24 protein-coding genes are annotated in these 24,006 nt (G+C 70.6%); 8 read left to right on the top strand and 16 right to left on the bottom strand.

The annotated features are described in order from the left end of the window. Window positions 1-39: 39 nt before the first annotated feature. From DXZ73_RS36685 to DXZ73_RS36655, 8 genes are all read right to left on the bottom strand, one after another. Window positions 40-537 (bottom strand): hypothetical protein, encoded by a 498-nt coding sequence (locus DXZ73_RS36685; RefSeq protein WP_240351656.1) that lies wholly within the window; start codon window positions 535-537, stop codon window positions 40-42. Continuing rightward, window positions 534-1,661 carry an MDR family NADP-dependent oxidoreductase gene (locus DXZ73_RS36680; RefSeq protein WP_205519408.1) on the bottom strand — a complete coding sequence of 376 codons (1,128 nt, stop codon included), beginning with the start codon at window positions 1,659-1,661 and terminating at the stop codon, window positions 534-536. Before DXZ73_RS36680 ends, DXZ73_RS36685 begins: the two co-directional genes overlap by 4 nt. Beyond that, window positions 1,658-2,869, bottom strand: coding sequence for an ATP-grasp domain-containing protein (locus tag DXZ73_RS36675; RefSeq protein ID WP_116215262.1), 1,212 nt, complete (start codon window positions 2,867-2,869; stop codon window positions 1,658-1,660). Before DXZ73_RS36675 ends, DXZ73_RS36680 begins: the two co-directional genes overlap by 4 nt. Further along, window positions 2,866-3,825, bottom strand: coding sequence for a 3-oxoacyl-ACP synthase III family protein (locus DXZ73_RS36670; protein WP_116215260.1), 960 nt, complete (start codon window positions 3,823-3,825; stop codon window positions 2,866-2,868). The genes DXZ73_RS36675 and DXZ73_RS36670 overlap by 4 nt, the downstream gene beginning before the upstream one ends. Further along, window positions 3,813-4,667 (bottom strand): TauD/TfdA dioxygenase family protein, encoded by an 855-nt coding sequence (locus DXZ73_RS36665; protein WP_240351655.1) that lies wholly within the window; start codon window positions 4,665-4,667, stop codon window positions 3,813-3,815. The genes DXZ73_RS36670 and DXZ73_RS36665 overlap by 13 nt, the downstream gene beginning before the upstream one ends. Before the next feature lie 27 nt (window positions 4,668-4,694). Continuing rightward, entirely contained in the window at window positions 4,695-5,909 is a 1,215-nt protein-coding gene (hemA, locus tag DXZ73_RS36660) for a 5-aminolevulinate synthase (protein WP_116215258.1), read from the bottom strand. Window positions 5,910-5,963: 54 nt separating this feature from the next. After that, window positions 5,964-6,128 (bottom strand): hypothetical protein, encoded by a 165-nt coding sequence (locus tag DXZ73_RS38570; RefSeq protein ID WP_162890473.1) that lies wholly within the window; start codon window positions 6,126-6,128, stop codon window positions 5,964-5,966. Between the two features lie 400 nt (window positions 6,129-6,528). Next, window positions 6,529-7,734, bottom strand: coding sequence for a cytochrome P450 family protein (locus DXZ73_RS36655; protein ID WP_116216121.1), 1,206 nt, complete (start codon window positions 7,732-7,734; stop codon window positions 6,529-6,531). Between the two features lie 208 nt (window positions 7,735-7,942). On the opposite strand from DXZ73_RS36655, the gene DXZ73_RS36650 reads away from it, so the two are divergent. After that, on the top strand, window positions 7,943-8,641 hold the full coding sequence (locus DXZ73_RS36650; protein WP_240351654.1) for a TetR/AcrR family transcriptional regulator: 699 nt from the start codon (window positions 7,943-7,945) through the stop codon (window positions 8,639-8,641). 47 nt (window positions 8,642-8,688) lie between these two features. Here the strand turns inward: DXZ73_RS36650 and DXZ73_RS36645 are convergent, their stop codons facing one another. Together DXZ73_RS36645 and DXZ73_RS36640 are read right to left on the bottom strand one after the other, a co-directional pair. Further along, a complete protein-coding gene (locus DXZ73_RS36645; RefSeq protein ID WP_116215256.1) occupies window positions 8,689-9,255 on the bottom strand; it encodes a hypothetical protein in 567 nt (188 codons plus the stop codon). After that, window positions 9,252-10,532 carry an MFS transporter gene (locus tag DXZ73_RS36640; RefSeq protein ID WP_116215255.1) on the bottom strand — a complete coding sequence of 427 codons (1,281 nt, stop codon included), beginning with the start codon at window positions 10,530-10,532 and terminating at the stop codon, window positions 9,252-9,254. The genes DXZ73_RS36645 and DXZ73_RS36640 overlap by 4 nt, the downstream gene beginning before the upstream one ends. 254 nt (window positions 10,533-10,786) lie before the next feature. Here DXZ73_RS36640 and DXZ73_RS36635 point away from each other — a divergent pair, with 254 nt between their 5' ends. The 3 genes from DXZ73_RS36635 (at window position 10,787) to DXZ73_RS36625 (ending at window position 14,631) form a co-directional block, all read left to right on the top strand. Continuing rightward, window positions 10,787-11,827, top strand: a complete 1,041-nt coding sequence (locus DXZ73_RS36635) for a 3-oxoacyl-ACP synthase III family protein (protein WP_116215253.1) — start codon at window positions 10,787-10,789, stop codon at window positions 11,825-11,827. A 114-nt stretch (window positions 11,828-11,941) separates the two neighbouring features. After that, complete coding sequence (locus DXZ73_RS36630) at window positions 11,942-12,757, top strand: AfsA-related hotdog domain-containing protein (protein ID WP_116215252.1); 816 nt, start codon at window positions 11,942-11,944, stop codon at window positions 12,755-12,757. Beyond that, a complete protein-coding gene (locus tag DXZ73_RS36625) occupies window positions 12,754-14,631 on the top strand; it encodes an acyl-CoA dehydrogenase (RefSeq protein WP_116215251.1) in 1,878 nt (625 codons plus the stop codon). Before DXZ73_RS36630 ends, DXZ73_RS36625 begins: the two co-directional genes overlap by 4 nt. 103 nt (window positions 14,632-14,734) lie before the next feature. On the opposite strand, the gene DXZ73_RS36620 is transcribed toward DXZ73_RS36625, so the two are convergent. Next, window positions 14,735-15,085, bottom strand: coding sequence for a hypothetical protein (locus tag DXZ73_RS36620; RefSeq protein ID WP_116215249.1), 351 nt, complete (start codon window positions 15,083-15,085; stop codon window positions 14,735-14,737). Window positions 15,086-15,096: 11 nt separating this feature from the next. After that, window positions 15,097-15,288 (bottom strand): hypothetical protein, encoded by a 192-nt coding sequence (locus DXZ73_RS36615; protein WP_116215248.1) that lies wholly within the window; start codon window positions 15,286-15,288, stop codon window positions 15,097-15,099. A gap of 306 nt (window positions 15,289-15,594) precedes the next feature. Here DXZ73_RS36615 and DXZ73_RS36610 point away from each other — a divergent pair, with 306 nt between their 5' ends. Continuing rightward, entirely contained in the window at window positions 15,595-16,572 is a 978-nt protein-coding gene (locus tag DXZ73_RS36610; protein WP_116215246.1) for a helix-turn-helix transcriptional regulator, read from the top strand. Window positions 16,573-16,606: 34 nt separating this feature from the next. Here the strand turns inward: DXZ73_RS36610 and DXZ73_RS36605 are convergent, their stop codons facing one another. Continuing rightward, window positions 16,607-17,770: a CaiB/BaiF CoA transferase family protein gene (locus tag DXZ73_RS36605; RefSeq protein WP_116215245.1), complete on the bottom strand. Its 1,164-nt coding sequence runs from the start codon at window positions 17,768-17,770 to the stop codon at window positions 16,607-16,609. Window positions 17,771-18,027: 257 nt separating this feature from the next. After that, window positions 18,028-18,192, bottom strand: coding sequence for a CopG family transcriptional regulator (locus tag DXZ73_RS36600; RefSeq protein WP_116215243.1), 165 nt, complete (start codon window positions 18,190-18,192; stop codon window positions 18,028-18,030). A gap of 129 nt (window positions 18,193-18,321) precedes the next feature. Here DXZ73_RS36600 and DXZ73_RS36595 point away from each other — a divergent pair, with 129 nt between their 5' ends. Beyond that, on the top strand, window positions 18,322-19,575 hold the full coding sequence (locus tag DXZ73_RS36595; RefSeq protein ID WP_116215242.1) for a serine hydrolase domain-containing protein: 1,254 nt from the start codon (window positions 18,322-18,324) through the stop codon (window positions 19,573-19,575). 71 nt (window positions 19,576-19,646) lie between these two features. On the opposite strand, the gene DXZ73_RS36590 is transcribed toward DXZ73_RS36595, so the two are convergent. Continuing rightward, the gene (locus DXZ73_RS36590) at window positions 19,647-20,519 is read right to left on the bottom strand and encodes an SAM-dependent methyltransferase (protein ID WP_116215240.1); all 873 of its coding nucleotides are present in this window, start codon (window positions 20,517-20,519) and stop codon (window positions 19,647-19,649) included. 152 nt (window positions 20,520-20,671) lie between these two features. Continuing rightward, a complete protein-coding gene (locus DXZ73_RS36585; RefSeq protein ID WP_116215238.1) occupies window positions 20,672-21,028 on the bottom strand; it encodes a DUF805 domain-containing protein in 357 nt (118 codons plus the stop codon). A 618-nt stretch (window positions 21,029-21,646) separates the two neighbouring features. Here DXZ73_RS36585 and DXZ73_RS36580 point away from each other — a divergent pair. Both DXZ73_RS36580 and DXZ73_RS36575 read left to right on the top strand, forming a co-directional pair. After that, entirely contained in the window at window positions 21,647-22,720 is a 1,074-nt protein-coding gene (locus DXZ73_RS36580; RefSeq protein WP_116215236.1) for a cytochrome P450, read from the top strand. Continuing rightward, window positions 22,707-23,903 (top strand): cytochrome P450 family protein, encoded by a 1,197-nt coding sequence (locus DXZ73_RS36575; RefSeq protein WP_116215234.1) that lies wholly within the window; start codon window positions 22,707-22,709, stop codon window positions 23,901-23,903. Before DXZ73_RS36580 ends, DXZ73_RS36575 begins: the two co-directional genes overlap by 14 nt. Window positions 23,904-24,006 lie beyond the last annotated feature (103 nt).

Genomic DNA, 24,006 nt, shown 5'->3' with positions numbered 1-24,006 from the left:
AAGCTCTTGCAGCTCCGCGGGGAAGCGCATCGAGGTCTCCTAAGGTGTGACGGGCGAGGGTTTTTCGGTCTCGGGCTTCGCGGCGAGTGCCGCTGTGCGGAGGAGGCCCGCGGTGTAGTCGCGCAGGACCTTGTCCTGCCGCGCGTGCACCACCCGCGAGCGGCCGAGCCGGCCGTCCGGGCCCCGGGTGACCAGCACCGCGGCCTGCTTGTGCAGCACGTACCCGCCGGCGGTCGCGGCCAGGAAGGCGGCCGGGTCCTCGCGGAACAGCCGGTCCCAGTCCCCGTGGCTCGCGCCGAGAGCGGTACGGGACAGCTCCTGCAGCTCGGAGCTGCAGAGCCCGGGGCGCTGCGAGGTGATCCGGATGCCGTCGGCGGTGGTGACGAGGTCCGTGCAGGCAGGTCGCTCACCGATGGCGTGCTTGTCCAGTGCGGCCAGTGCCATTTCCACCGCCCAGTCCTGCTCCGCCCCACGGCGGGGCAGGAGCAGAGCGCCGGGGAACTCGCACGGCCGCTGCGGATCGGCGGGTCCGCTCACCCGCCAGATGGCGCAGACGCGGCGGGAGGCACCGAGCCCGACGCAGCTGATGTGGAGTCCTGCGTGAATGGGCGGCATGGTGCTCCTCCTGCTTCCTCGGCGGCGTCCTCCCGGCCGGCCGGGCTCAGCCGCACGACCGATTTCCCCGTGTTCTCGCCGCGCAGCATCCCCAGGAACGCGTCGACGGTCCGTTCGAAGCCTTCGGACACACTGAGCCGGTCGGTGATCCGGCCGGCGCGCAGGTGCGGTACGGCGAAGGTCTCCCACTCCTCCTGGGCATCGCGGTGGTTGGCGACGAGGAAGCCCTCCAGGCGGACGCTCTTCTCCACCAGGTCGAACAGATTGCGGGGTGCCGCCGGTGCGGAGCCCGTGTTGTACTGCGCGATCGCGCCGCACCAGGCGATGCGCCCGAACTCGCGCATCGCGCCGATCGCCGCTTCCAGGTGCGCGCCGCCGACGTTGTCCAGGCAGACGTCGATGCCGTCCGGTGCCGCGGCGGCCAGCTGGGCGTCGACGGAGGGCCCCGCGCGGTAGTCGAAGGCGGTGTCGAAGCCGAGCTCCTCCGTGAGCCGCCGGACTTTCTCCGGTGATCCGGTGCTGCCGATGACACGTGCGGCCCCCAGCAGCCGGGCCAGTTGTCCGGCGGCCGTGCCCACTCCCCCGGCGGCCGCGGAGACGAAGACCGTCTCGCCCTCGCGCAGCCGGGCGACGCGGGTCAGGGCCACGTACGCCGTCAGGCCCGTACCGCCGAGCAGGCCGAGGAACGACTCGGTCGCGATGCCCTCGTACCGCGGCAGCACCCTGGCGTCGGCGGCGGTCAGGACCGTGTGCGTGCGCCAGCCGTCCCGGTGGAACACCAGGGTGCCGACCGGCAGTTCAGCGCTGCGGGAGTCGATGACGCGGCCGATGGAGCGGCCTTCGAGCGGGGTGTTCAGCTCCCACTCGGTGTCCATGCACTCGCGCATGTACGGGTCGACCGACAGCCACAGGTTCTCGACCAGTGCGCTGCCCGCCGCCAGCGGCGGCAGGGCCAGCTCGACCTCGGCGAAATCCTGGGGCACCGGCATGCCCCGGGGGCGCCGCGTCTGCTGGACGGCCCGTGCCGTACGGATCCCGCCGCTCACGCCGCCTCCTCGATGTCCGCGCCGGCCGCGTGCGGTGTCGTCACGGACACCACCCGGGCGCAGGTCTCCAGGAAGTGGCGCAGCGCCTTCGCGTCGGTGTGGGATGCCTCGATGAAGACCGGCACCTCCCATTCCTGGTAGGTGATGTGCCGGGGTGTCTCCTGGTCCGGTGCGAGGACGTGGATGCGGTCGACGCAGGGGTGCGCGCCCACCCATGCGGGCAGGTCGGTCCGCCGCACGCTGCCGGGCGGCAGGTGGTGGCCGGGGAAGGCGAGCCAGCCGTGGTAGCGCCCGCTGGGCGGCTGTACCGGGGGGCGTTCCAGGCCCAGGCGGACGGCGATCTCGTGCGAGGGCAGGTGTACCCCGGTGTGCCGCTCGTGCATCGGGACGATGCCTGCGCCGCCGACCCGGTTGGCCACCTCCAGGAAGACGAGCTCGCCCTCGGCCGTCTCGAAGAACTCGAGGTGGATGCTGCCTTCGGTGATGCCGAGCACCTCCACCACCTGCTCGGCGAGGGTCTGTTGGGCCGGGCTGACGGGCTCCTGGTGCGAACCGAGCGGGAGCCCGTTCGCGTACTCGACCGGCTTGTTGACGTACCGGCTGACCGCGAGGTCGACGATGCGTCCGGCTGCCACCAGCCCGTCGGCGTGCAGGATGTCGCCTTCGATGTGCTCTTCCAGCTGGTAGTCCGAGGCGTCCGCGAGGTTGTGGTACGCGTTCAGCGCGTCGTCGGCCGTCTCGTGGATGGTGACGTCCTCGCTGGACGCGCCCTGTCGCGGTTTGAGGACCGTACGGCCTGCCCACGGGAGCGGCCGGCCCGCCACCGGCCCGGGGACGAACCTCGGGTGGCGCAGCCCGGAACCGTTCAGGGCCTCCTTCATCCGCACCTTGTCCCGTACCCGCTCGACCTGAGCGAGCCCGGGGCCGTCGATGCCGAGGTGGCGGCGCACGTGGCAGGCCTCCACGAGCCCGAACTCGGAGAGTGCGAGCACCTTCTCGTAGCCGTCGTCCGGCGATGTGCGGGCGCGGACGCCGGCGACCAGGTCCTCTTCCGCGTCGAGGACGATCCGCTCGCACCGCAGGCCGGGAGGGAGGTCGGCCATCCGGTGCGGGTGGCCGATGTACGTCACCTGGTGCCGCTCGTGGTCGATGCCCCGGTCGTAGGCGATCTTCCGGTACGGCACCTGGTGAATGACGAGGATCTTCATCCGAGGTACTCCAAAGTCGTTATGCCCCAGCTGAAGCCCATGGCGCTGGTGGCGAGCATGATCAGGTCACCGCGGCGCAGGCGGTCGGCGCGTTCCAGGTCGGCGAGCGCGATGAGGGTGTCCGCACCGCCCATGTGAGCCAGCCGGTCGTAGTTGAAGACGCTGCGCTCGACGGGGATGCCCAGTGTGTCGAGCAGCCGGTGGTGCATGTCCCGGTCGCCGTGGTTGATCAGGAAGTGGTCGATCTCGTGGCGCTCGCGGCCCAGGGCCTCCAGCGTCTCGTCGACCAGCGAGGTGAAGTGACGTACGTAGGCGTCCGCGAGACCCTTGCGGTGTGCCCCGCGCCGGATGAGGACCCGGCCGTCCGTCCGCTCGCCCGCGTAGTAGTCGGCCCAGCCGCCGTCGGTGCGCATGGCCGAGCGGAGGATCCGGAAACGGCCGTCACCGCCTGCCAGCAGTACCGCCGCAGCAGCATCGCCGAAGTTGAACAGGGCCTTGGAATCCGGGTCACTGTAGTCCACCATCCGACTCAGCCGGTCGCCGACGAGGACCAGTGCGTACGTGTCGTCCTCCAGCGCTCCGGCCGCGGACAGCAGCCGGAGCGCGGTCATACCGGCATTGCAGAAGTTCGTCACCTCGAAGCAGTGGGCCCCTGAGATGCCGAGTCCGTCGGCCACCTTCGCGGCAGGGGACCAGAACGGGCGGTCCCACTCGCCGGAACCGGCGTAGACGACCTGCCGGATGCGGGAGGTTTCCACGCCCGTCCTGCGGAGGACCGACCGGGCCGCGTCGAGCGCCAGCTCCCAGGCCTGCTCCCCCTCGGCCAGCACCGGAAAACTCTCGCAGTGCGTGATCCGGGCCAGGTCCGCGACGGCCACACCCGAGGTCTTGTGCATGGCCCGGATGTCGGCCGTCGCGGAGGGGAAGCGGATGTCGAGGTCGACTATGCCGGCCACTGGCCGTCCTCTTCGATGCTCACCCGGTGCACGGTCCGCGTGACGCCCGGCTCGATCGCCGTCGCCGCGTGGTAGGTCGTGGCGGTCTTCCACACCACCAGGTCGTTGGTCGTCCAGCGGTGGGTGTAGACGCGGTCCGGGTCCTGGATCAGACGGTCGATCAGTGCGAAGAACTCGGCGTTCTCGTTGGCGTCGAAGCCCACCACCGAGTCCATGTACTCCGGCGCGCCGTACAGGTAGGACCGGCCGCTGGTCGGGTCCTGCCGTACCAGCGGGTGCTCGGTCATCGGGTACTCGAGCTCGACCAGGGCCTTGAGCTCGGCGATGGACAGGCCGACGTGCTCGGGCGAGATGCGCTGGCGCTTGCTGACGGTGTGCAGGGCCGTCCGGCCGGCGATCTTTTCCTTCCACTCCTGCGGCAGCCGGTCGTACACATCGAGCGCGCTGGCGTAGAGGGTGTGGCCGCTGGTGCTGGGCACGTCGATCCCGTGCAGCATCGTGTACGGTGCCGGGTCCTTCACGTACGAGGAGTCCTGGTGCCAGAAGTTGCCGACGCGGGCGACTCCGACCGGGCGGTTCGCCTTCATGGCGTTCGAGGAGATCATGATCTCCTCGTGCTCGGGGTGGCGGTACTTGGCCATCAGGAAGGGCACGGGTCTGCCGAGCCGGGAGGCCAGCTCGATCTGCTGCCGCGGGGTGATGTCCAGGCCCCGGACCACGGCCAGCTCGCGCCGGTGCACCAGCTCGGCCAGCTGCCGGAAGACCTCGGGGCGCTGGAGGTCCTCGTAATCGACTCCGGTCATCTCGGCGCCGATGAACGGGGTGATGTCCTTGATCTGCACGGAACTGTCTCCTTGAAGTGATGGGGGTCAGGCGTTGTCGAGGCAGATGCGCAGGGCGCGGACGAAAGCGTCGATGTGGTCCTGGGTGCGGAACGGCGCGACAGTCACGCGGAACCGCTCGCCGCCCTTGGCCACGGACGGGTAGTTGACGGGCTGTACGTAGATGTCGAACTCGTCGAGCAGGCGTCGCGAGACGCGCTTGACCCGCTCGCCTCCGGGCACCAGTACGGGGACGAGGTGGCTCTCGGCGTCGATGAAGTCGATGCCGGCGGCGCGCAGGGCCGTGCGCATGCGCAGCGCGTTCTCCCGCAGCTTCCGGCGGAGCTCGCCGCCCGCCCCGCTCTGGACGATGTCGAGGCTTCGCCGGGTGGCGTCCAGGCTCGACCGCGGGATCGTCGTCGTGAAGATGAACCCGGGGGCGTGCGAGCGCACGTAGTCGAGGACTTCGTCGGGCCCCGCGACGTATCCGCCGGTCGTTCCCACCGCTTTTCCGAAGACACCTTGCACAAAGGTGGCCCGCTCCTCGCCGAGCTGCTCGCATATCCCCGCGCCGGTGGGACCGTTCACCCCGATCGCGTGCGTCTCGTCCAGGTACGTCATGGCGTTGTACCGGTCCGCCAGGTCACAGATCGCGCCAATTGGCGCGATGTCTCCGTCCATCGAGTAGACGGACTCGAAGACAATGAGCTTGGGGCGATCGGTCTCGTACTGGGACAGCAATTCCTCCAGCGCGGCCACATCGCTGTGCGGGAATATATGCTTCCGGTTTTTGGTCGCCCGGATGCCCTCGATCAGCGAACGGTGGTTGAGCGCGTCGGAGAAGACCACCATGTCGGGCACGGCCTGGAGCAGCGTGGTCAGCGTCTCGAAGTTGGCGACGTATCCACTGGTGAAGACCAGGGCGCGCGGCTTGCGGTGCCAGGCGGCCAGCCGGGTCTCCAGCGCCACGTGCGCCTCGCTGGTGCCCGCGATGTTGCGGGACCCTCCGTTACCCGTGCCGTGCCGCAGCGTGGAGGCGATCTGCGCCTCCATGACCTGCGGGTTCTGGCTCATCCCGAGGTAGTCGTTGGTGCACCACACCTGGATGCGCCGCCCCTGGTGGAGCGCCGTCCCGGGCTCCTCGGCCAGATACGAGCACGGGGTGAATTCCCGGTACAGCCCCGACTCTTTGAGCTCTGTCAGCTTCGAACGCATCCCGCCGAAGACGGACAGCGGAGCGGGGGAAAGCGGTAGCGCGGACATGCGTCTCCTGTTGCTGGAACGGATTTCATAGGGAACCGGCCGACCGGAATGCGATCATCCCCATTGCGAGTCGCCGGGCAGGGAGGGGACGTGGGTGGTGGGCACGTCGGCCTTTCCCTGCGGCGACTGGGATCCGCTGCTCACGGAAACGGCGAGAACCGCCAGTACCGTCGCGGCAAGCGCGCCGAAAATTTTGTGGAATGCGGTCTTCTTCTTCATGTTCTTGTCCCCCGCTTGGTGTCCAGCCGACTTGCAGTGGCCCGTGACAGAAATCTTGCGCCCTGCTTTTCCACCGAGAAAGGCAAAACCGGCAGCATGATTACGCAACACAGGGACCTGAAGGATGGACAAAGATCGCTGAACGGGGACAAACGCTTACGAGTGCGAGCCCGAGCCGACGAAGCGGCTCGGGCTCGCACTGGGGAAAGCAGGTGCCGGCACTGCCGGTTGACGGCGAACTGGATCGCCGGATCGATGGCGGGCGGCAGCAGACCGGATCGCCGGGGTCCAGGACCCCCGTACCTGGACCCCGGCGCGCCCCCTTGGGAGCGGGACCGTGCCATCGCGCTCCGCCGCGGTCAGCGGGAGCCTGCGGTGAGGCCGTTCCGGCTGATGGCCCTCAGGGGCGCGGGGTGTAACGGACCGGCAGTTCCGACAGGCCCCGGATCAGGCCCGGGCGCCAGGGCGCCTTCGCGGGGGCGGTCGCGAGGGCGAGGTCGGGGAAGCGGTCGAGCAGTGCGGTGAAGGCGACCGCGGCCTCGAGCCGGGCGAGCGGGGCGCCCAGGCAGTGGTGGATGCCGTGGCCGAAGGCGAGGTGCCCGGCGCCGCCGGTGCCCGTGCGGGGGCGGCGGATGTCGAAGCGGTCCGGGTCGGGGAAGCGGCCGGAGTCCCGGGAGGCCGAGCCCAGAATGATCAGGACCGCCTCGCCGGCCGGGATGGTCACACCGCCGGTCTCCACGTCCTCGGTGGCCCAGCGGTAGGCCGAGGAGGTCACCGGGCCCTCGTACCGCAGCATCTCCTCGATCGCGCCCTCGAGCAGGGACCGGTCGGCGCGCAGCGCGGCGAGCTGCTCGGGGTGGGTCAGCAGGGCGTACGTGCCGTTGGACAGGAGGTTGACGGTGGTCTCGTGCCCCGCGACGAGGAGCACGAACGCCATACCGAGGAGCTCCTCCGGACCCAGGCGGTCACCGTCGGTGTCGCGGGCGCGGACCAGCGCGCTGAGCAGGTCGTCACCCGGGGAGCGGTCCTTGGCCTGGAGCAGCCCGCTCAGGTACTCGGTCATCGACATGGCCGCGGCGGCCGCGGCCTCGGGGGTGGGCTGGAAGACCATCGCGTCGGACCAGACGCGGAAGGGCTCCTGGTCCTCGGCCGGCACACCCAGGAGCTCGCAGATCACCGCGATGGGCAGCGGCCGCGCGAGAGCGGCGACGAGATCGGCACCGGTCAACGGGGCGATCTTGTCGAGGAGTTCGTCGGTCAGCTGCTGGATACGCGGCCGCAGCGACTCGATCCGGCGGGCGGTGAACGCCCCCGCGACCATCCTGCGCAGGCGGGTGTGCTGGGGCGCGTCGGTCTGGAGCATGTTGCGGCCGATGGCATAACCACCGTCGTCCACCCAGCGGGAGGAGTTGCGGACGTCGTTGCTCAGCCGCACATCGGTGAGCGCGGCCCGTACCTCCTCGTGTCCCAGGATCACCCAGATGTCGTCGGAGCCTCCAGTGGGCACCCGGTGGACCGGGCCCTGCTCCCGCAGATGGGCGTAGACGGGATAGGGGTCGGCGGTGAAGTCGGTGCCGGCCGGTGCAAGAGTCTCGAACGCGGGCATGGTGCTCACGGGCTGTCGTCCCTTTCGTCGTCAGGGCATGGCCATGGGCAGGCCATGGCCCCATCAAGTGGGGAGCACTCCCCACTTGATGTCCCGACCCTAACAACGAACCGGGGAGCAGTCCACGCTTTCTTGCTAGGCTGCTGCCCGCGACAGCGAGAACAGCACCGGGGACAGCATCGGCGCACGGCACGGGAGTTGAGGGACAGTGAGCACTGCGCGAAGCGGCGGGTCAGGCGGGCCGCCGGCCGGGAACAGCCGCCCCGCGCCGCTGCGGCGCGACGCCCGGCGCAACCGCGAACTGCTCATCGCCGCCGCCCGCGAGATCTACGCCGAACAAGGCATGGACGCCCCCCTCGACGACATCGCCCGCCGCGCCGGAGTCGGCAACGCCACCCTCTACCGCCGCTTCCCCACCCGCGGAGCGCTCATCGAAGCGGTCTTCGGCGAGTCGCTCAACGACACCCTCCGCCACGGTGAGAACGCCCGCGGCGCCGAGGACGCCTGGGACGGCCTGGTCCACTACCTCGAGGGCATCTTCGAAGGTCTCGCCGCCGACCGGGGCGCCAACGACCTCATGACCACCAGCATCCCCGACATCCCCTCCCTCGACGCCCTCAAGGCCCACCACCACCAGACCATGACCCAGCTCATCGGCCGGGCCCAGAAACAGGGCACCGTACGAGCCGACGTCACCGTCGAGGACCTGCTCTTCCTGCTCGCCGCCCTCGGACGGGTGGTCCCCGCCTCCGAAGCCACCGCCCCCGGCGCCTGGCCGCGCCATCTCCACCTCCTCCTCGCCGGCCTGCGCGCCGAGGCCGCGGCCCCCCTGCCCGCCCCGCCCCTCACCCCCGACCAGCTCACGGGCACACTTCACGCCCTCACCAACCCGAGGCAGCAGGACTGACAGCCGGCAGCCCGACCCCTCAAGTCACTGCTCCGCCACGGTCGGGCTCATGAGGCGGGGGTGATGACCAGGGTGCCGGCGACGCTGATGGACTTCAGTCCGGTGGGGCTGTCGCAGTCGGTGAGGCTGATCTTGGATCGGATCGGGTCGATGGCCATGGTCCAGGTGGCGCCCTTGTACCGACCCTCGGTGATCCCGCCGTTGAGGGGGGACTGGGCGCTGAGCAGGTCTCCGATGGGGCTCATGTTCCAGGTGTAGGTGCTGGTGAGCTGGTTGTCCCGGGCGTTCCAGGTGACACGTTGCAGCGCGCTGGATGTGTTCTCGTAGCTGCCGGCGGCGCAGGTCACGCTGTTGCCGATGCCTTCGGCCACGAAGTCGCCCATGGTCATGGCGGCATCACCGGTGCACTTGCGCAGTGCGCCGTTCGGATCGCTGACCTTGGCCGTCACTTTGTCCTGCGACGCGACGGTCAGGGCCGGAGTGAAGTTCATCGTCCATGTGTTGTCGCAGGTGATGACGGTGGGTGCACCCGCGGACGAGACGTCGTAGAGGGCGAGTGCCGTGAAGAGGGCGCCGACCGCGACAACGACCGGGAGTCGCCAGGGACGTTTCATGTGTCTGCTCCTTCGGGGGCGTGGCGGGTGATCAGGAGTGCCCCGCCGCTGACCAGGAGGGCGGCGAGGGCATAGGCGGGGACGGCGGCGGGGGTGTGGAACCAGCCGGCTGCCCGGGTGGTCAGGAAGGCGGCGAGCGTGCTCCCCAGGAGACCGGCCAGCTGGTATCCGGTCGTGGTGCCGCTGAGCCTGAGGTGGCTCGGGAAGAGCCCGGCGACGATGGCCGCCTGAGGTGCGTACATCGCCGCGAAGGCCGCCAGCGCGAGCAGGTACGCGACCACCAGGACCGGCAGTGAGGCAGTGCGGACCAGGGGAAGGAACCCGGCGGCCCACACCGCTGTGGCCACCGTGCCTGCCAGGCAGACGCGCCGTCGGCCGCAGCGGTCGGACAGGAGGCCGAAGAGCGGGATCAGCGCGATCAGAGCCAGCGGGCTGAGGACCGTGAGGGCCAACAGGGCGGTGAAGGGCACTCCCGCGATGTTGAGGAAGGTGAGGACGTAGCCGAACGAGAACGTGAACAGCACGACGTCCGCGCCCACCGCCACGGCCACGGCGGTCAGCAGTCCGCCCCGGTGGTCCTTCACCAGCTCGACGACCGGCCGCTCGCGGCGGGCGCCGGCCGCGGACAGCGCCCGGAAGACGGGGGTCTCCTCGATGCGCATACGGGCCCACAGCCCCACCGCCACCAGCACCGCCGAGAACAGGAACGGCAGCCGCCAGCCCCAGGTCACGAACTGTTCGGACGTCATCGACGCCGATACGGCCGTCATCATGCCGAAGGCCAGCAGATTCCCTGCCGGCGCCCCGGTCTGGGCCCAGCTGGAGATGCGCCCCCGGCGCTCCGGTGGGACGCATTCCAGCGAGACGACGGCCGCGGCTCCCCATGCGCCTCCGAGACCGAGCCCCTGGAGCAACCGCAGCGCCACCAGCAGCAGCGGGGCGGCGAGCCCGATCCGGTCGTACGCGGGCAGCACGCCGATCAGTCCGGTGGAGGCGCCGGTGAGCACCAGGGTGGCCACCAGGGCCGGGCGTCTGCCGTGACGGTCGCCGAGGTGGCCGCAGAGCACGCCGCCGGCCGGACGGGCCACGAGGCCGACCCCGTAGAGCCCCACGGACATGAGCGTGCCGGCGAACGGCGTCAGGTAGGGGAAGAACCGGTGGTTGAAGACCAACACGGAGGCGCTGACGTACAGGAAGAAGTCGTACCAGACCAACGTGGTGCCGATAAGGCTGACGATGACGGAGCGGTGGACACCGCCGGAGGCGTCGGAGCTCACATCGACCTCTCAGCATAAAAATTTCTTTATCGACAATTAGCCATGCTGTGTTCGGCCGCACGCGTTCGCAACGCGAGGGCTCCGAAGGAGGGGAAGCCGCATCGGCGGCTTCCCCTCCCGCCGCCGGGCCCCGCACGATGGTCCGCCCGGCCCGGGCGCCCGCCCCGGATGGCCGCATCCGGCATGAGCCGGGTGGCGAGCACGGCGTGCTGCTGATCGACTCTTCGTGGCAGGCTGCCGAAGGGGAGTCAGACATGGAACACCGCATCGGAATTCTGGGGACGGGCGCGTTCCTCCCACCGACGGTCCGCACGAACGCCGAGGTGGGAGCCCGCACCGGGATCAGCCCGGAGTGGATTCTCGAACGCACCGGCGTGCGGCGGCGGCACATCGCAGGGCCGGGCCAGGCGACGTCGGACCTCGCCGCCGAAGCGGTCCGTGAGGCGCTCGAGTGTGCCGGTATCGCCGCCGAGCAGCTGGACCTGCTGGTCCTGGCCACCTCCACGCCCGACGAACTGGGCCCCTCCACGGCGTGTCGGGTGCAGGCGTCGCTGGGCGCGCGGAACGCCGTGGCCTTCGACGTCTCCGCGGCCTGCTCGGGCTGGCTCTTCGCCACGCGCGTCGCGCGCGACTGGCTCCTGGGCGACCCGGGCGCACGGTACGCCGCGGTCGTGGGCTGCGAGGTCTACTCGCCGTTCGTCGACGCCGCGGACCGCCCCACGGCCGTGCTGTTCGCCGATGGGGCGGCGGCCACCGTCATGGGTCCCGTACCCGTCGGCGAGGGTTTCGGGGCCATCGCTCTCGGCTCCGACGGGCGCCGGGCCGGTGACGTCCTCATCCCGGCCGGTGGCAGCCGGCGGCCGGCCTCGGACGCCACGCTCGCCGACGGGGGGCACCACATCGTCATGGACGGGCACGCGGTCCGCGACTTCATCGTGGACATCGTTCCCAGGGCCGTGGCGACCGCCCTCGAACAAGCGGACCTGACGCTGGGAGAAGTGGACGTAGTGGTCATGCATCAGCCGAACCCGGTCCTGCTGCGCGGCGTGGGCGAGTCCTTGGGCATCGATCCCGACCGACTGGTGGTGATCGGGGACCGGGTGGGGAACATCGGTGCGGGATCACTGCCGTTCGGCCTCGCCCACGCCGCGGCCGAGGGCCGGATCAAGACGGGTGACCGGGTGCTGCTGGTCGGGTTCGGCGCCGGACTCACCTGGGGCAGCACGGTCCTGACGTGGAGCGGCACCACGAAACCCGCACGCAGCCCGCTCCTCGCGGCCACGTACGGCCCCTAGCCCGCCCGCGCCCGGGCTCAGCGGCGTGGATCCGCCCAGAAGGCCATCGTTCGTCTTCCCCTTTCCGTACGCGAGCCACCGCTGTGGGCCTCGCGCCTGCTTCAGGAGAACACCGTGACCTCACCTCGGATCCTGTGGGTGGTAGGGGAATCCTTCTCCCGCGCCACCGTCCACCCCCAGGTCGTCACCGCACGGGATCTGCGCGACCGGCTCGCGCGGCACACCCCGGAGCCCGGTATCCGGCCCACCGTGGTGCCGGGCCTGGGCATCGACGAGAACACCTGGGCCGACCTGTGCGAGAGCATGGCCGAGGCCGACGCCCGTCCCGCGGACACCCACCGGCCCCCGAGACCCGTCCCGCGCCATCGCGTGCTCAAACACGCCCAGGACAACGTCCTCATCGGAGACGCCCGGGCCGCCGACGGCCGTTTCGGCGCCCGCCTGACCGTTCCCAACGAAACCGAGATGATCCGTGACCACACGGCTGATCAGCAGCACGTCCCCGGCATGCTGCTGATCGAGGCATGTACACAGCTCATCACCTGGGCCGTCGCGGAGCTCGTCGCGCCCCCTCCCGGCCAGGGTGACCGCTATGCCGTGATGCACGCTCTGGAGACGGACTTCGAGAGGTTCGTCTTCCCGCTCCCCGCCGAACTCGACGGCACCCTGCGGGTGACCGGACCCCCCGAGGACCATCGCGTCCCACTGACAGCCGAGGTGACGATCCGTCAGAGCGGCCGCGTCTGCGTCAGCTGCCGAGTGCGCCTGCACGCCTTCGACCCCGCGCACATCTTCGCGATCGAACACGCCCAGGCCATGCGCACCCTGGAGCGCTCGGCGCACCCCGCCGGGCAGACCGGTACAGCCGATCCCGTCCCGCCCGGCCCACCGATTCTTGTCTCACCAGGGGCTCAGGAGGCCGCTCCGTGACGGACCCCGCCCCGGGGCCGTCCGGACCGACCTCGATGCGGCGCCTGCTGCACGGCGACCGTCTGCGTCATCTCGCCCGTCTCGACCGCCTGCTCGACCGGCCCTGCTTCGACCGCAGCCCCTCGACCGGCCCGGCCGACGCCCGGCACGAGCGGACGTACAGCAGGCTGCGTGCCCTCGGGCTCGACGCAGGCGGAAGTCTCGCCCTGCACCACGACCGATCCCGTCTGCTCACCGCCCTCGAATGGGCCGCGACGGTCGATCCCGGACTCTTCCTCACGGCTCTGGTCCACTTCTCCGTCGTCACCTGCACCCTGGTCGAGCTCGGACGGCCCGGCGGGGGCCTCGCGCCCCTCATCGAGGACCTCGACGCCATGGACGCCGTCGGCGGCATCCTCATCACCGAACTCGGCAACGGCAGCAGCCACCTCGGTCCGGCGACCGAAGCCCGCTACCACCACGCGAACCGTACCTTCACCCTCCACACCCCCGGCCCCGAGGCGGCCAAGTTCATGGCGCCGGGCGGCGCGCCCGGCCGGTCCAGGATCGTCGTGGTCTACGCCAGACTGCTCATCGACGACCACGAGCACGGCGTCTTCCCGTTCGCCGTCCGCCTGCGGCACGGCGCCACCACGGCGCCCGGTGTCCGCATCACACCGCTTCCGCCCACTTCCCTCGTCCCGCTCGACTACGCCGTCATCAGCTTCGACGGCACCCCGGTCCCTTACGACGGCTGGCTGCGCGACAGCGCCGACATCACCGACGACGGACGCTTCGAGGACCCCCTCGACGGCAGCGGCCACCGGTTGGTCCGCTCCCTGTCGGCCTCCGCCCACGCCTCGGTCGGCGCGGCCGCCGGCCAGGCCGCGGCCGCCCGGGCCGCCGTCGCCATCGCACTGCGCTACTCCCGCGGGCGCACCACCATGGGACGGCTCGCGCCCAGGCTGCCGGTCCTGGAATACCGCACTCAGCAGGAGGCCCTCTACAGTGCCCTCGCCCGTGCCTATGCCGCGACCTTCCTGGTCAACGAGGAGCGCGAGCGCTTTGTACGAGGGGTGCACAGCGGGCCGCCGGCCGCCGGCGGCACCCCGCCCACCTGGGCACCCTGGAGCGCGGCCCACCGCGATCTCGCCCTGGCCAAGGCATGGACCTCCGGCACTCTGGAACAGGTCGCCGCCGTGTGCCGGCAACGCTGCGGCGCGCAGGGCGTGTTGTCCATGAACCGCATCACCGACTACGAGGACCTCGCACGGATCTTCCACGCGGCCGCGGGCGACACCCTGCTCATCCACCTCGACGCCGGCAAGTCGCTGCTGGCCGAACCTCCGCCGCCGGCAGCGGAGCCACCGGCCGGCCCCCTCGACGTGGCGGACCCGCGCACCGCCGTCGGCCTCGCCCGCCTTCGCGAAAGCCGGCTCCACACGGATCTGACACGGCGGCTCGACGAGGCCTCGGGCGCCGGCAGCGGCAACGGCCTCCGTCCTCAGGCGTCCGACGAGTTCGCCGTGTGGAACCCTCTGCTCCCCGGCCTGGTCGACCTTGCCGTCGCCCATACCAAGCGGGTGGTTCTCGAACGGTTCCAGCACCAGGCCGAGGCCCTGGCGGGCTCCCCGGACGAGCCTGCCCTGGCCGCGCTGCACCATCTCCTGAGCCTGGACAGCATCGAGGAGGATCTCGGCTGGCACCTCGAGCACGCCGACCTGACTCCTGACGAGGGACGGCTCGTCCACGGCGCCCGTCCCCGCGCGCTCGCCGCCGTCCACACCCACCTGCCGGCCCTGCTCGACACTCTCGCGCTGCCCCCAGCACGCCTCGGCGCCCCGATCGGACAGCCGGACTGGCTCAGGGCCGTCCTGGACTCCGCCCACCACTGACGCTGTCTCCGCAGGTGGCCGGGGCCCTCGCCGCCGCGCCGAAGGTCGTCCCGGTCGGTCGGCCTCCACGCGCACTGCGGTCACCAGTGCGTCCGGTCCCCGGTCAGGGGCCTTCGGGTGTCGAAGGGGGTGGGGTCGCCCGGGGCTCGGCCGGTGTCCGGTCCGGTGGGCGCGGACCGCCGCTGACGGCGGCGACGCTCCAGCCGTGCAGCAGCGGGGACGTGGCCAGCGCGCGGTGGCAGATGCCGAGTGCGGCGGCCATGGCGGCGTGTTCCGGCAGCGCCGCGGTGAAGATCCCCAGGCGGAAGTGGCCGGGGAGCGATCTGGTGCTGATGTGTTCGAGGCGGTCCTCGGCGTCGGCCGCGGCCCACATCGCGGCGGCGACCTGTGCTCCGTCAAGGACCTGGCGGGCTCGGTCCTCGGCGGCGGTCAGGGTGATGACGGTCAGTTGCATCGCGTGGCACGTCAGTCCCAGATGAAGCCGGCCGGAGCCGCGCGGGCGACCAGGGTGTCGCCGGCGGTGGGCGGGAGATCCGGCACGGGGGCGGTCCGTGCACGGTCGTCGGCGGGGGCACCGAGGGGCCGGGGGCCGGTGGCACCCGCCGGGGCGGGCGGGACCGAGAGGGCGGTACGGGGGATGCGGGTGGGCACAGCCATGGGAACGCCTTCTCTGATCGGTCTCGGTTCGCCGGCCGGGCCCGCTCGCGGCCACGGTCCGTTCCTGTTCTTCCGTGCCGTCCCGGTGATCACCATCTTGCTGAGCGGCACTGCCGGAAGGAACGGCTCCATCGGGGGCGGAAGCGTCCAGGCCGCTTTGTGACAGGACACCGAGGTCACGGAACCACTCCCGCCGTTTGCCCGTCGGCCCCTGCCTGCCATGGATCGACGCACGTTGACCCGATGTTGACCGCGACCCCGCAGACTGTCCCGCACGAGGAACTGGCCACCTCGAAAGGGGAAAGTATGTTCACGACACTCGGCCTGGAGGCGGCGGACGAGGAGGTCTACCGGGAGATGCTGGAGTCTCCCGGGCGGGGGGTCGACGAGATCGCCGCCCGCCTGGCGACCTGCCCCGACCGGGTACGCGCCTGCCTGGACAAACTGTTCGAGCTGCGGCTGATCCAGGAGTCCTTCGAGGCGCCCGGCCGCTTCTTCGCGGTGGAACCGGCCATGGGATTCCAGCAGTTGCTGGCCCGTCAGCACGACGAGCTGATAGAGCGTCAGCGTCAGATCGCCGACAGCCACGGCTCGTTCATCCGCATGCTCGCGGGGACCGGGCCCCGGCCCTCCGAGGGCGGGGGCGTCGAGCGCCTGGAGGGCATGGACGCGGTCCAGCGCCGGCTCCAGGAACTGGCCCGCGACACCGTCCGCGAAGCCCTGACGTTCATGCCCGACGGCCCCCAGTCGGCGGCCGCCCTCGACGCCGCCCGGCGCAACGACGCCCGCGCCCTGGAGCGCGGCGTCACCATCCGCACGATCGGGCCGCACAGGATGCGCGAGGACGCCGCGACCCGGGAGTACGCGCGCCGACTGAGCGACCGGGGTGGCGAGTTCCGCACCACGGCCGGCCTCCCGCCGCGGATGATCCTGGCCGATCGCGCCGTCGCCCTGGTGCCCATCGACGCGACCGACACCCGCAAGGGAGCGCTGTGCCTGTCCGATCCGGGCCTGGTGGCCCTGCTGGTCGCCCTGTTCGAGCAGACCTGGTCACTGTCCACCCCGCTGGACGCCGGGCGGCAGCTCCTGGGCGAGCCCTTGGCCGAACCGGAGCGCGCCCTTCTCTCCTTCATGGCACAGGGCCACACTGACGAGTCCGCCGCCGGCCAGCTCCACGTCTCACCGCGCACGGCCCGCCGGATGATGGCCTCGATCATGGAGCGCCTGGGTGCCCGCAGCCGCTTCGAGGCCGGCCTCAAGGCCGCTCGGCTCGGGTGGCTCTGACGCCGCTGGGCGGGGCGGTGGGGCAGAGGTCGATTCATATGACGCCCTCGGCCCGCAAACGGTCGATGTCCTCTGTGGAGAGGCCCATTTCCTCCAGGATCTCGACGGTGTGCTCACCGAACCCGGGAGCGGGCCGGTCCCGGCTCGGTCCGTCGTGAGCGAAGCCGAAGGCCGCGACCGGCACCGCCGGGTCGCCGTCCCGCGCCGGCTGGAGGAACGTCCTGTGCTTCAGCTGCTCCTCGTCGACCGCCTCCGCGAGGGTGCGGACCCGTTCGCCGGGAAGTCCATGGCGGTGGATCCATTCCTCCCACCGGGCCGCGCTGCGCGTGCGGAAGACCTCGCGCAGCGCTTCCCTCATCGCCCCGCTGTGCTCCAGGAGTTCGTCCATGGAGCCCAGTGCCTCGAACTGAGGATGCGGGTGCCCGTCAGCGGCGAGCGCTGCCCATAGGCGTCGGTTCTGGTCCGGTGTCGGTGTTCCCAGGACGAACACACCGTCAGACGTCTCGTACGCGCCGAGTCCGCTCTCCTGGACGGGCTCCTCCCGTTCGCCGGGATGGAGCTGCGCGGACACCGCCGGAGCCATCAGCATCAAGGCCGTGTCGAACATGGCGCAGTCGATGTGTTGCCCCCGGCCGTCGCGGGAGCGGGCGTAGAGGGCGGCTGCTATCGCGAAGGCGGCGTTGTATCCGCTGCCGTAGTCGATGAAGGCCAGGTTGGGCTTGTGGCCGTCGCATTGCGAGATGACTCCGGAGGCTGCTTGGACCACGTTGTCGTAGGCGTTCACCTCGGCCCGGGGGCCTCTTTGCCCGTAGCCCGTCATCGAGCAGTACACGAGCCCGGGATTGACCGCCGACAGTTCCTCGTACCCCACGCCGAGCCGGGCCAGCGCGCCGGCGCGGTAGTTCTCGATGACCACATCCGCCGTACCGGCCAGGGACCTGAAGACCTCGCGGCCTCCGGCGGTCTTGAGGTCGAGCGTCATCGCCCGCTTGTTCCCTCCCTGAACCTGGTAGTTGACCCCGCGCAGCTGCTTGTTGAGCCCCGGGTCCGGCCCCCGGCCCCGTACGAAGTCGGGCCGGTCCGGCGGCTCGATCTTGATCACGTCCGCGCCGAGAACCGCCAGCTGGTAGGCGGCGAAAGGCCCGGCCAGGACATGCGTCAGGTCAAGGACACGAACACCGGAGAACGCACGCGGCACGGAAAACCTCCTTCATGACATTCACGCCGGGCCACGCGCCTACCGGGCGACGGTTCGTGCGATGGCCCCGTCCCGTCAGACTCCATGGCCCCTCGACCCGGCGCAAGGACGCCTCCCGGTCGGTGACCTTGGCTGCGGGCGCCACAAGCACCCGGCAGCGGACTCCAGTTGTCCCGTGTCGCGGAGGACGCCGGGGGTGTCGTCGGCGCAGGCGTACCCGGCGATGGTCAGGGCGTCCCGGGGCGTCAGACAGGTCATCACTTGAGCCGGTCCATGAGTTGCCGCCACTTGGCCGCCTGCTCCTGCGCCGTCCGGTGCACCGACGCCTGGTGGGCCGCGTCCAGATACTCGTCGACCGCCCGCAGCACGATGTCGTGCACGCTGGTCTCCTGCCGCTGTGCGCACTGCTGGAGTGCGGTCATCTGGCCGTCCCGCAGGGCGGCGGGACCGCCGGGAGAAGAGCCTCCGGCACCCCTATACGATCTTGGTCGCACGCACGCTACGCAACCGGCGCTGCGCACAAGTCGCCGGGGAACAGAGGTATCTCTCTTATGGCAGGAATCAGGCTCGCGCGTTCGGTGGCCACGCTCGCGACCACCGTGGTGCTGGTGGCCGGGAGCGCGGCGGGCGCGTCCGCCGAGCAGGCCCCGGGCACGCCCGACATATCCGGGGTGCGGGCCGCGCTGCAGCGCGTCGTGGACTCGGGGGCTCCGGGCGCGTTCGCGGTGATCCGGGATCACGGCAACCCCGAGCTGGACCGGTCGTTGGCCGTCGGCAAGGCCGACCTCGACGGCACGCCCATGAACGCCGACTGGCGGTTCCGGGTGGGCAGCAACACCAAGATGTTCACCTCGGTCCTCGTGATGCGCCTCGTCGAGCAGGGCCGCATCGACCTGGACAAGCCCCTGCGCGACTACCTGCCGCAGGGGACGCTCCCGGAGAGCTGGCAGATGACCGGGCGTCAGGTGATGGAGCACCGCGCCGGGGTGTACGACTACACCAACGACCTCCTCGAGCAGAGCGGTGAGGAGACCACCGCCGCCTTCGAGAAGCGCATCCGCAACAATGTCTACGAGCCCAAGGATCTCGTGGCCATGTCGGTGAAGCACGGCCTGCAGTACACCCCGGGGGCCGCGTACTCGTACTCGAACACCGATTACGTGCTGATGGGTCTGGCCGCCGAGCGCCTCACCGGACGCCCGTACGCCGACCTGCTGCGCGAGCAGATATTCGAGCCGCTGAAGCTGCGTCAGACCTCTTTCACCGTGCCCGAGAAGGGCATCGCCGGCCAGCATGTGACCGGCTATCTGACCAATGACGACCGCAGCAAGCCGCTGCTGAACTCGACCGAGCAGACCGCGTCCTGGATCTGGAGCGCGGGGGGCGTCGTCTCCTCCGCCCACGACCTCGACCACTTCCTGACCGCGCTGATGGCCGGGAGCCGCGGCGGGCTGGTCTCCGACGAGTCGCTGCGGCAGATGACGAGCGTGCTCCCCACGAGCACGGCGAAGGTCGGCTACGGGCTGGGCGTGCGGGAGATCGCCCTGTCCTGCGGCAAGGTGCTCGGCCACGGCGGGATCGTCCAGGGCTACCAGACGCAGTCGTTCTCCAGCCCGGACGGCAAGCGCACGGTCATCGTCTTCGCCAACGCGTCCAACAACGGTTCCATCACGCAGGGGTTGACGAATACGCTGGAGCCCGCGTTCTGCGGCAAGACACCCGCCTCCCCCGCTCCGCGCAACTCGCTCACCGGCAACGGGAGCGGCGGCCGCTGGGTCCCCGCCGTTGAGGACTCGCGCATCTGACGGACTGCAGGTCACGCCCGCCGGGCTGACACCGCATCACGCGGTGGCAGCCCGGCGGGCGTTCCTCGGAATCACGGCCGGCGAGCGAAGGCGTACGCGGCACCGGTCATGGAGGAAGCGGGGTCCAGCGGGCGTCCGTAGCCCTCGGCGGCCTCCACGGCCGGCACGCCCCGTGTCTCCCAGCCCAGGGCGGACAGGCGCGCTCCCGGCGCGGGCCGCCGGTCGGTGTGGAGCACACTGCTGATGTCGGCGTCCGGGGGCTGGGCGTGGTGCCCGGCCGCGTAGGAATCCAGGACCTCCTGCACGTCGCCGATGTACTCCACCGCCAGCCGGCTGCCGGGGGCGGAGAGCCGGTGGATCTCGTGGAACAGGTCGTCCTCGGCCTTGGGCGGGAGGTAGGGCAGGAGGCCCTCCGCGAGCCAGGCGGTCGGGCGCGAACGGTCGAAGCCCGCCTTCTCCAGTGCCGCCGCCCAGTCGTGCCGCAGATCCACGGGCACCGGCCGGTGGTCGCACGCGGTGGTGGCGCCGTACTTCCGCAGGACGCGCATTTTGAAGTCCAGTACCTGCGGCTGGTCGATCTCGTAAGCGACGGTGTTCTCCGGCCAGGGCAGCCGGAACGGCCGGGTGTCGAGACCCGACGCCAGCAGCACGATCTGCGTGACGCCGGCGTCGACGGCCCGCTGGAAGAAGTCGTCGAAGGCACGGGTGCGCACGGCCAGGTAGCCGGCTATGGCCGACCAGTCCGGCTGCCCCTCCATGGCCAACGCCTCGGCCACGGTGGTCGGCAGCGGCGCCGGAGGCCGGGCCTCCTCGAGGAAACGGGCAGCGTACGGGTCCCTCGCCAGGGCGTCGGGCCGCACGGTCTCGACGGCTCTGCCGACCGCCACCGCCAGGGCCGTGATGCCGATCCCCGATACGATGTCCCACTCTTGTTCCGTGCTCACGGGCGCCTCCCCACGATCGGGCCGCCGGCCTCCCCGCGCAGCGGACCACGGGACGACAGCCATTGAACGTCGACCATGCTAGTCCCGCTCGGACACCCGAGCCGAAGGCCACGGTCACGACCGTGTCGACGCCCGCCACAACGTGCGCGAGGTCAGTGGGCCGGCACCTCCTGTGGGTTCGGACCGTAGGCGTTGTCGTGCATTTTGCCCGCACTGGCCCAGAAGACCAGCAGGACGATCGCGCCCACGATCGGGATCAGGGCGATGAGCAGCCACCAGCCCGTCCGGTCGGTGTCGTGCAGGCGGCGGACGCCGACGGCGAGGCTGGGGAGGAGAACGGCGAGGCTGTACAGCGCTCCGAGGACAGGGCTCGTGCCGAGCGCGGCGTCGACGACGGCCAGCACGATACTGATCACAAAGCTGACCAGGGTGAACATCCAGAATTCCTGGCGGTGCGCCCGCCCGCTGAACATCGCGTATTTCTTGAGCACATCCACATACCAGTGCACCTGCGCCCCCAAGAACCACAGCGGGCCCCGCCCTCGTGGATTGGGCCTCAAGCCGAAAGTAGGCGGCCTCAGGGGGGCGGTCAACCGTTGTCCGGAGGCGGCCGACGGGCGCCCGGGGCGCACGTCCGGCCTCCGGCGCACGGTGGCATACGTTTCCTTGACGGACCATCGCATTCCGGTGGACGAATGGCGGCGCCGCACGACTTCCTCGCAGGAATAGTGCCCATATATACGGACATCGCATCCCGTGAGGTCGCAAAGGAGAGCATTGACAGTGTCCGGCACAGGCCGCTTCACTCCCCTCAACAGCCGGGCATGACCATTCCCCACCTTTTCCGGTGGCAATCAAGTTCCGTGCCCGGAACGCCAATCGGCGTGTCGAAAATGAGAGAGGAGGTGTATGGCCGATGTCGAAGTTCCTTTCCGCCGTACGCAACGCGGGAAACCCGATCTGCCGTGACTTTCCGTTCTTCAAGAAGAGCGAGCCCAGTCTGAAGCAGAGCGCCTGGTACGTCTGGTACTAGGCCCAGCCGGTTTCCGCACCGGGCCCGCACGCGGCAGAGCCGATCGGTCTCCTGCCCGTGCGGGCCCTCCGCATCCTCCCCGGAGCCCGCATTCATGCCATCCTCGACACAGCATCCGGCCGCCCGCCGTACCACCGTATTCGCTCCCCGTCTCCAGGCCCTTTTCGACGACCATCTCGGCAAGGACCTGGTCCGGCTGGAACCCGACACGATCGGTATTTCCGGAGCGGAGCTGTCGGACCGGATCCTCGCCGCCCGCAAGGCGACGGAGACCGAGCGGCCCACGTTCAAGCCCCTGCACGGGCGGTCGATCCCCAAGTCCGAGGCGTCCGCGGGAATCCGGACGATCGGCCAGGACATCCGCGAAGCCCTCACGCGTCCGATTCCGGAGCGGACCGACCTGTCGGGGCCGTGGCCGTTCACCGGGCACATGTTCCTGCGGGACCTGATCCTGCGCGACGACCCGTACCGGCTCCGCATCCTCATGAGCCGCAAACTGGAGATCGATCCGAAGCTGACCTGGACGACCATCACCGTCGGGGCCGCCCTGCCCCGCCGGCCGGGGCCGGGACCGCGGCTGACCCACACCGCGAACCTCTTCGCCGAGGCGAAGGGCTACCACGACCGCCGGTACGCGATGGGCATGTACCGCCGTCTGGCGGCGCCGGTGTGCTTCACCATCTCCGCCCTCGTCGCGAACGCCCTGTGGCTCGGCTCCCCCTTCGACGAAGGCGTCCCGAACCGCAACATCCTCCACGAGTCCCTGCGACTGCTGCCCCCGTCGTGGAATCTGCTGCGCAATCGCTCGCCCGAGTACCCGGCCCTCGACAGCCGGATCGGGCCCGGCGACGACGTGCTGATGCTGCCGCTGCTCACCCACCGCGACCCCGCACTGTGGGACGCGCCGAACGAGTTCCGGCCCGGGCGCTGGGACACCCTCGACCCCGACAACACCCCCGGGTACATGCCCTTCGGCCATGTGTCCGAACGCTGCTGGGGGCGGCACATGGTCATGCCGCTCGCCGAACTGCTCCTGGACCACGTGCGCCGGACCGGCCTCGTCGTCGCGCCTGGGCAGCGTACGGCCGAGGTGCCCCTCCTCGGGCTGCTCGGTGTGAAGAAGATCCACGTAGGGCCGAAGAGCAAGGTGCGCCATGCCCGAGATTGAGATCCTGTCCCCGTCGTACTTCGACCGGGCGCACGCCGTCCACCGCCTGTGGCGCGAGGACGGCGGCGTCCGCCACGTCCGCTACCCCGGCCCTGCGGCGATCGAAGGATGGGTCGTCACCCGCTACGACGACGCCCGGGAACTGCTGGCCGATCCGCGGCTGTCCAAGCAGGACGCGGTACGGAAGTTCGGGCAGCACGTCGGGCTCACCGAAGGGCCCGGTGGTGCGCTGTTCACGCACATGCTCAACTCCGATCCCCCGGAGCACACGCGGCTGCGCAAGCTCGTGCAGAAGGCGTTCACCGCCCGGCGCACGGCGGCGCTGCGCCCGATGATCGAGGCCCACGTGACCGCGCTGCTGGACACGTGGGGGGACAGCGAGGAGGCGGAGCTGATAAGCGAGTTCGCGCTGCCCCTGCCCGTGGCGGTCGCCTTCGACCTGTTCGGCGCCACCGACGCGGACCACGAGGTGCTGCACGTGCGGGGCAACACGCTCGGCGGGGGCCAGGGCGACGGCGAGGTGTCGGTGTTCACCGCCGAGAGCATGCTCGCCTACCTCAAGGCGCTGATCGCCCTCAAGCGCGAGGCCCCCGACGACGGGATGCTCTCCGCCCTGATAGCGGCCCGGGACACGGACGACGCGCTGAGCGAGGACGAGATCACCTCCATGGCCTTCCTCCTGGTCGTGGCGGGGCATCAGACGACGGTCAACCTCATCGCCAACGGCGTCCACACCCTCCTCACCCACCCCGACCAACTCGACATGCTGCGCGCCGATCCGTCGCTGATGCCCGGGGCGGTCGAGGAGATCCTGCGGTACGAGTCGCCGTCGAGTCTGGCGTCCCTGCGCTACACCACCGAGCCCGTCACCGTGGGCGAAGTGACGATCCCCGAGGGCGAGTTCGTACAGATCTGTCCGCTCGGCGCCAACCGCGACCCGGCCGTGTTCGACGATCCGGACCGGTTCGACATCCGCCGCGAGACCGCCGCGAAGCACATCGCTTTCGGGCACGGCATCCATCACTGTCTCGGTGCGCCGCTCGCGCGGCTGCAGGCCGAGATCGCGTTCACCGGCCTCCTCCGGCGGTTCCCGGACCTGCGGCTCGCCGAGGGGCACGAGGTGCGATGGCAGCCCAACCCCAGACACCGCGGACTGCTCGCCCTGCCGCTACGGCTGCGGTAGCCGCCCTGGTCGGTCCCGGGTCCGGTTCCCCGTAGGCGGCTCGCGCCAGGGCGAGCCTGCGGTGGAGCCCCGCGGTGATCCGGTACGCACCCGTACGGCCGCC

This window comes from Streptoverticillium olivoreticuli subsp. olivoreticuli, from assembly GCF_003391135.1.
In the GTDB taxonomy this organism is placed as follows: Bacteria; Actinomycetota; Actinomycetes; order Streptomycetales; family Streptomycetaceae; genus Streptomyces; species Streptomyces blastmyceticus.
This window is presented reverse-complemented; position numbering and strand designations above follow the sequence as displayed.

Coding starts and splice junctions, on each gene's coding strand:
- DXZ73_RS36675 (WP_116215262.1), bottom strand. CDS start 2,869: ATGAAGATCCTCGTCATTCACCAGGTGCCGTACCGGAAGATCGCCTAC.
- hemA (WP_116215258.1), bottom strand. CDS start 5,909: ATGTCCGCGCTACCGCTTTCCCCCGCTCCGCTGTCCGTCTTCGGCGGG.
- DXZ73_RS38570 (WP_162890473.1), bottom strand. CDS start 6,128: ATGAAGAAGAAGACCGCATTCCACAAAATTTTCGGCGCGCTTGCCGCG.
- DXZ73_RS36655 (WP_116216121.1), bottom strand. CDS start 7,734: ATGCCCGCGTTCGAGACTCTTGCACCGGCCGGCACCGACTTCACCGCC.
- DXZ73_RS36645 (WP_116215256.1), bottom strand. CDS start 9,255: ATGAAACGTCCCTGGCGACTCCCGGTCGTTGTCGCGGTCGGCGCCCTC.
- DXZ73_RS36635 (WP_116215253.1), top strand. CDS start 10,787: ATGGAACACCGCATCGGAATTCTGGGGACGGGCGCGTTCCTCCCACCG.
- DXZ73_RS36620 (WP_116215249.1), bottom strand. CDS start 15,085: ATGCAACTGACCGTCATCACCCTGACCGCCGCCGAGGACCGAGCCCGC.
- DXZ73_RS36615 (WP_116215248.1), bottom strand. CDS start 15,288: ATGGCTGTGCCCACCCGCATCCCCCGTACCGCCCTCTCGGTCCCGCCC.
- DXZ73_RS36610 (WP_116215246.1), top strand. CDS start 15,595: ATGTTCACGACACTCGGCCTGGAGGCGGCGGACGAGGAGGTCTACCGG.
- DXZ73_RS36600 (WP_116215243.1), bottom strand. CDS start 18,192: ATGACCGCACTCCAGCAGTGCGCACAGCGGCAGGAGACCAGCGTGCAC.
- DXZ73_RS36595 (WP_116215242.1), top strand. CDS start 18,322: ATGGCAGGAATCAGGCTCGCGCGTTCGGTGGCCACGCTCGCGACCACC.
- DXZ73_RS36580 (WP_116215236.1), top strand. CDS start 21,647: ATGCCATCCTCGACACAGCATCCGGCCGCCCGCCGTACCACCGTATTC.
- DXZ73_RS36575 (WP_116215234.1), top strand. CDS start 22,707: ATGCCCGAGATTGAGATCCTGTCCCCGTCGTACTTCGACCGGGCGCAC.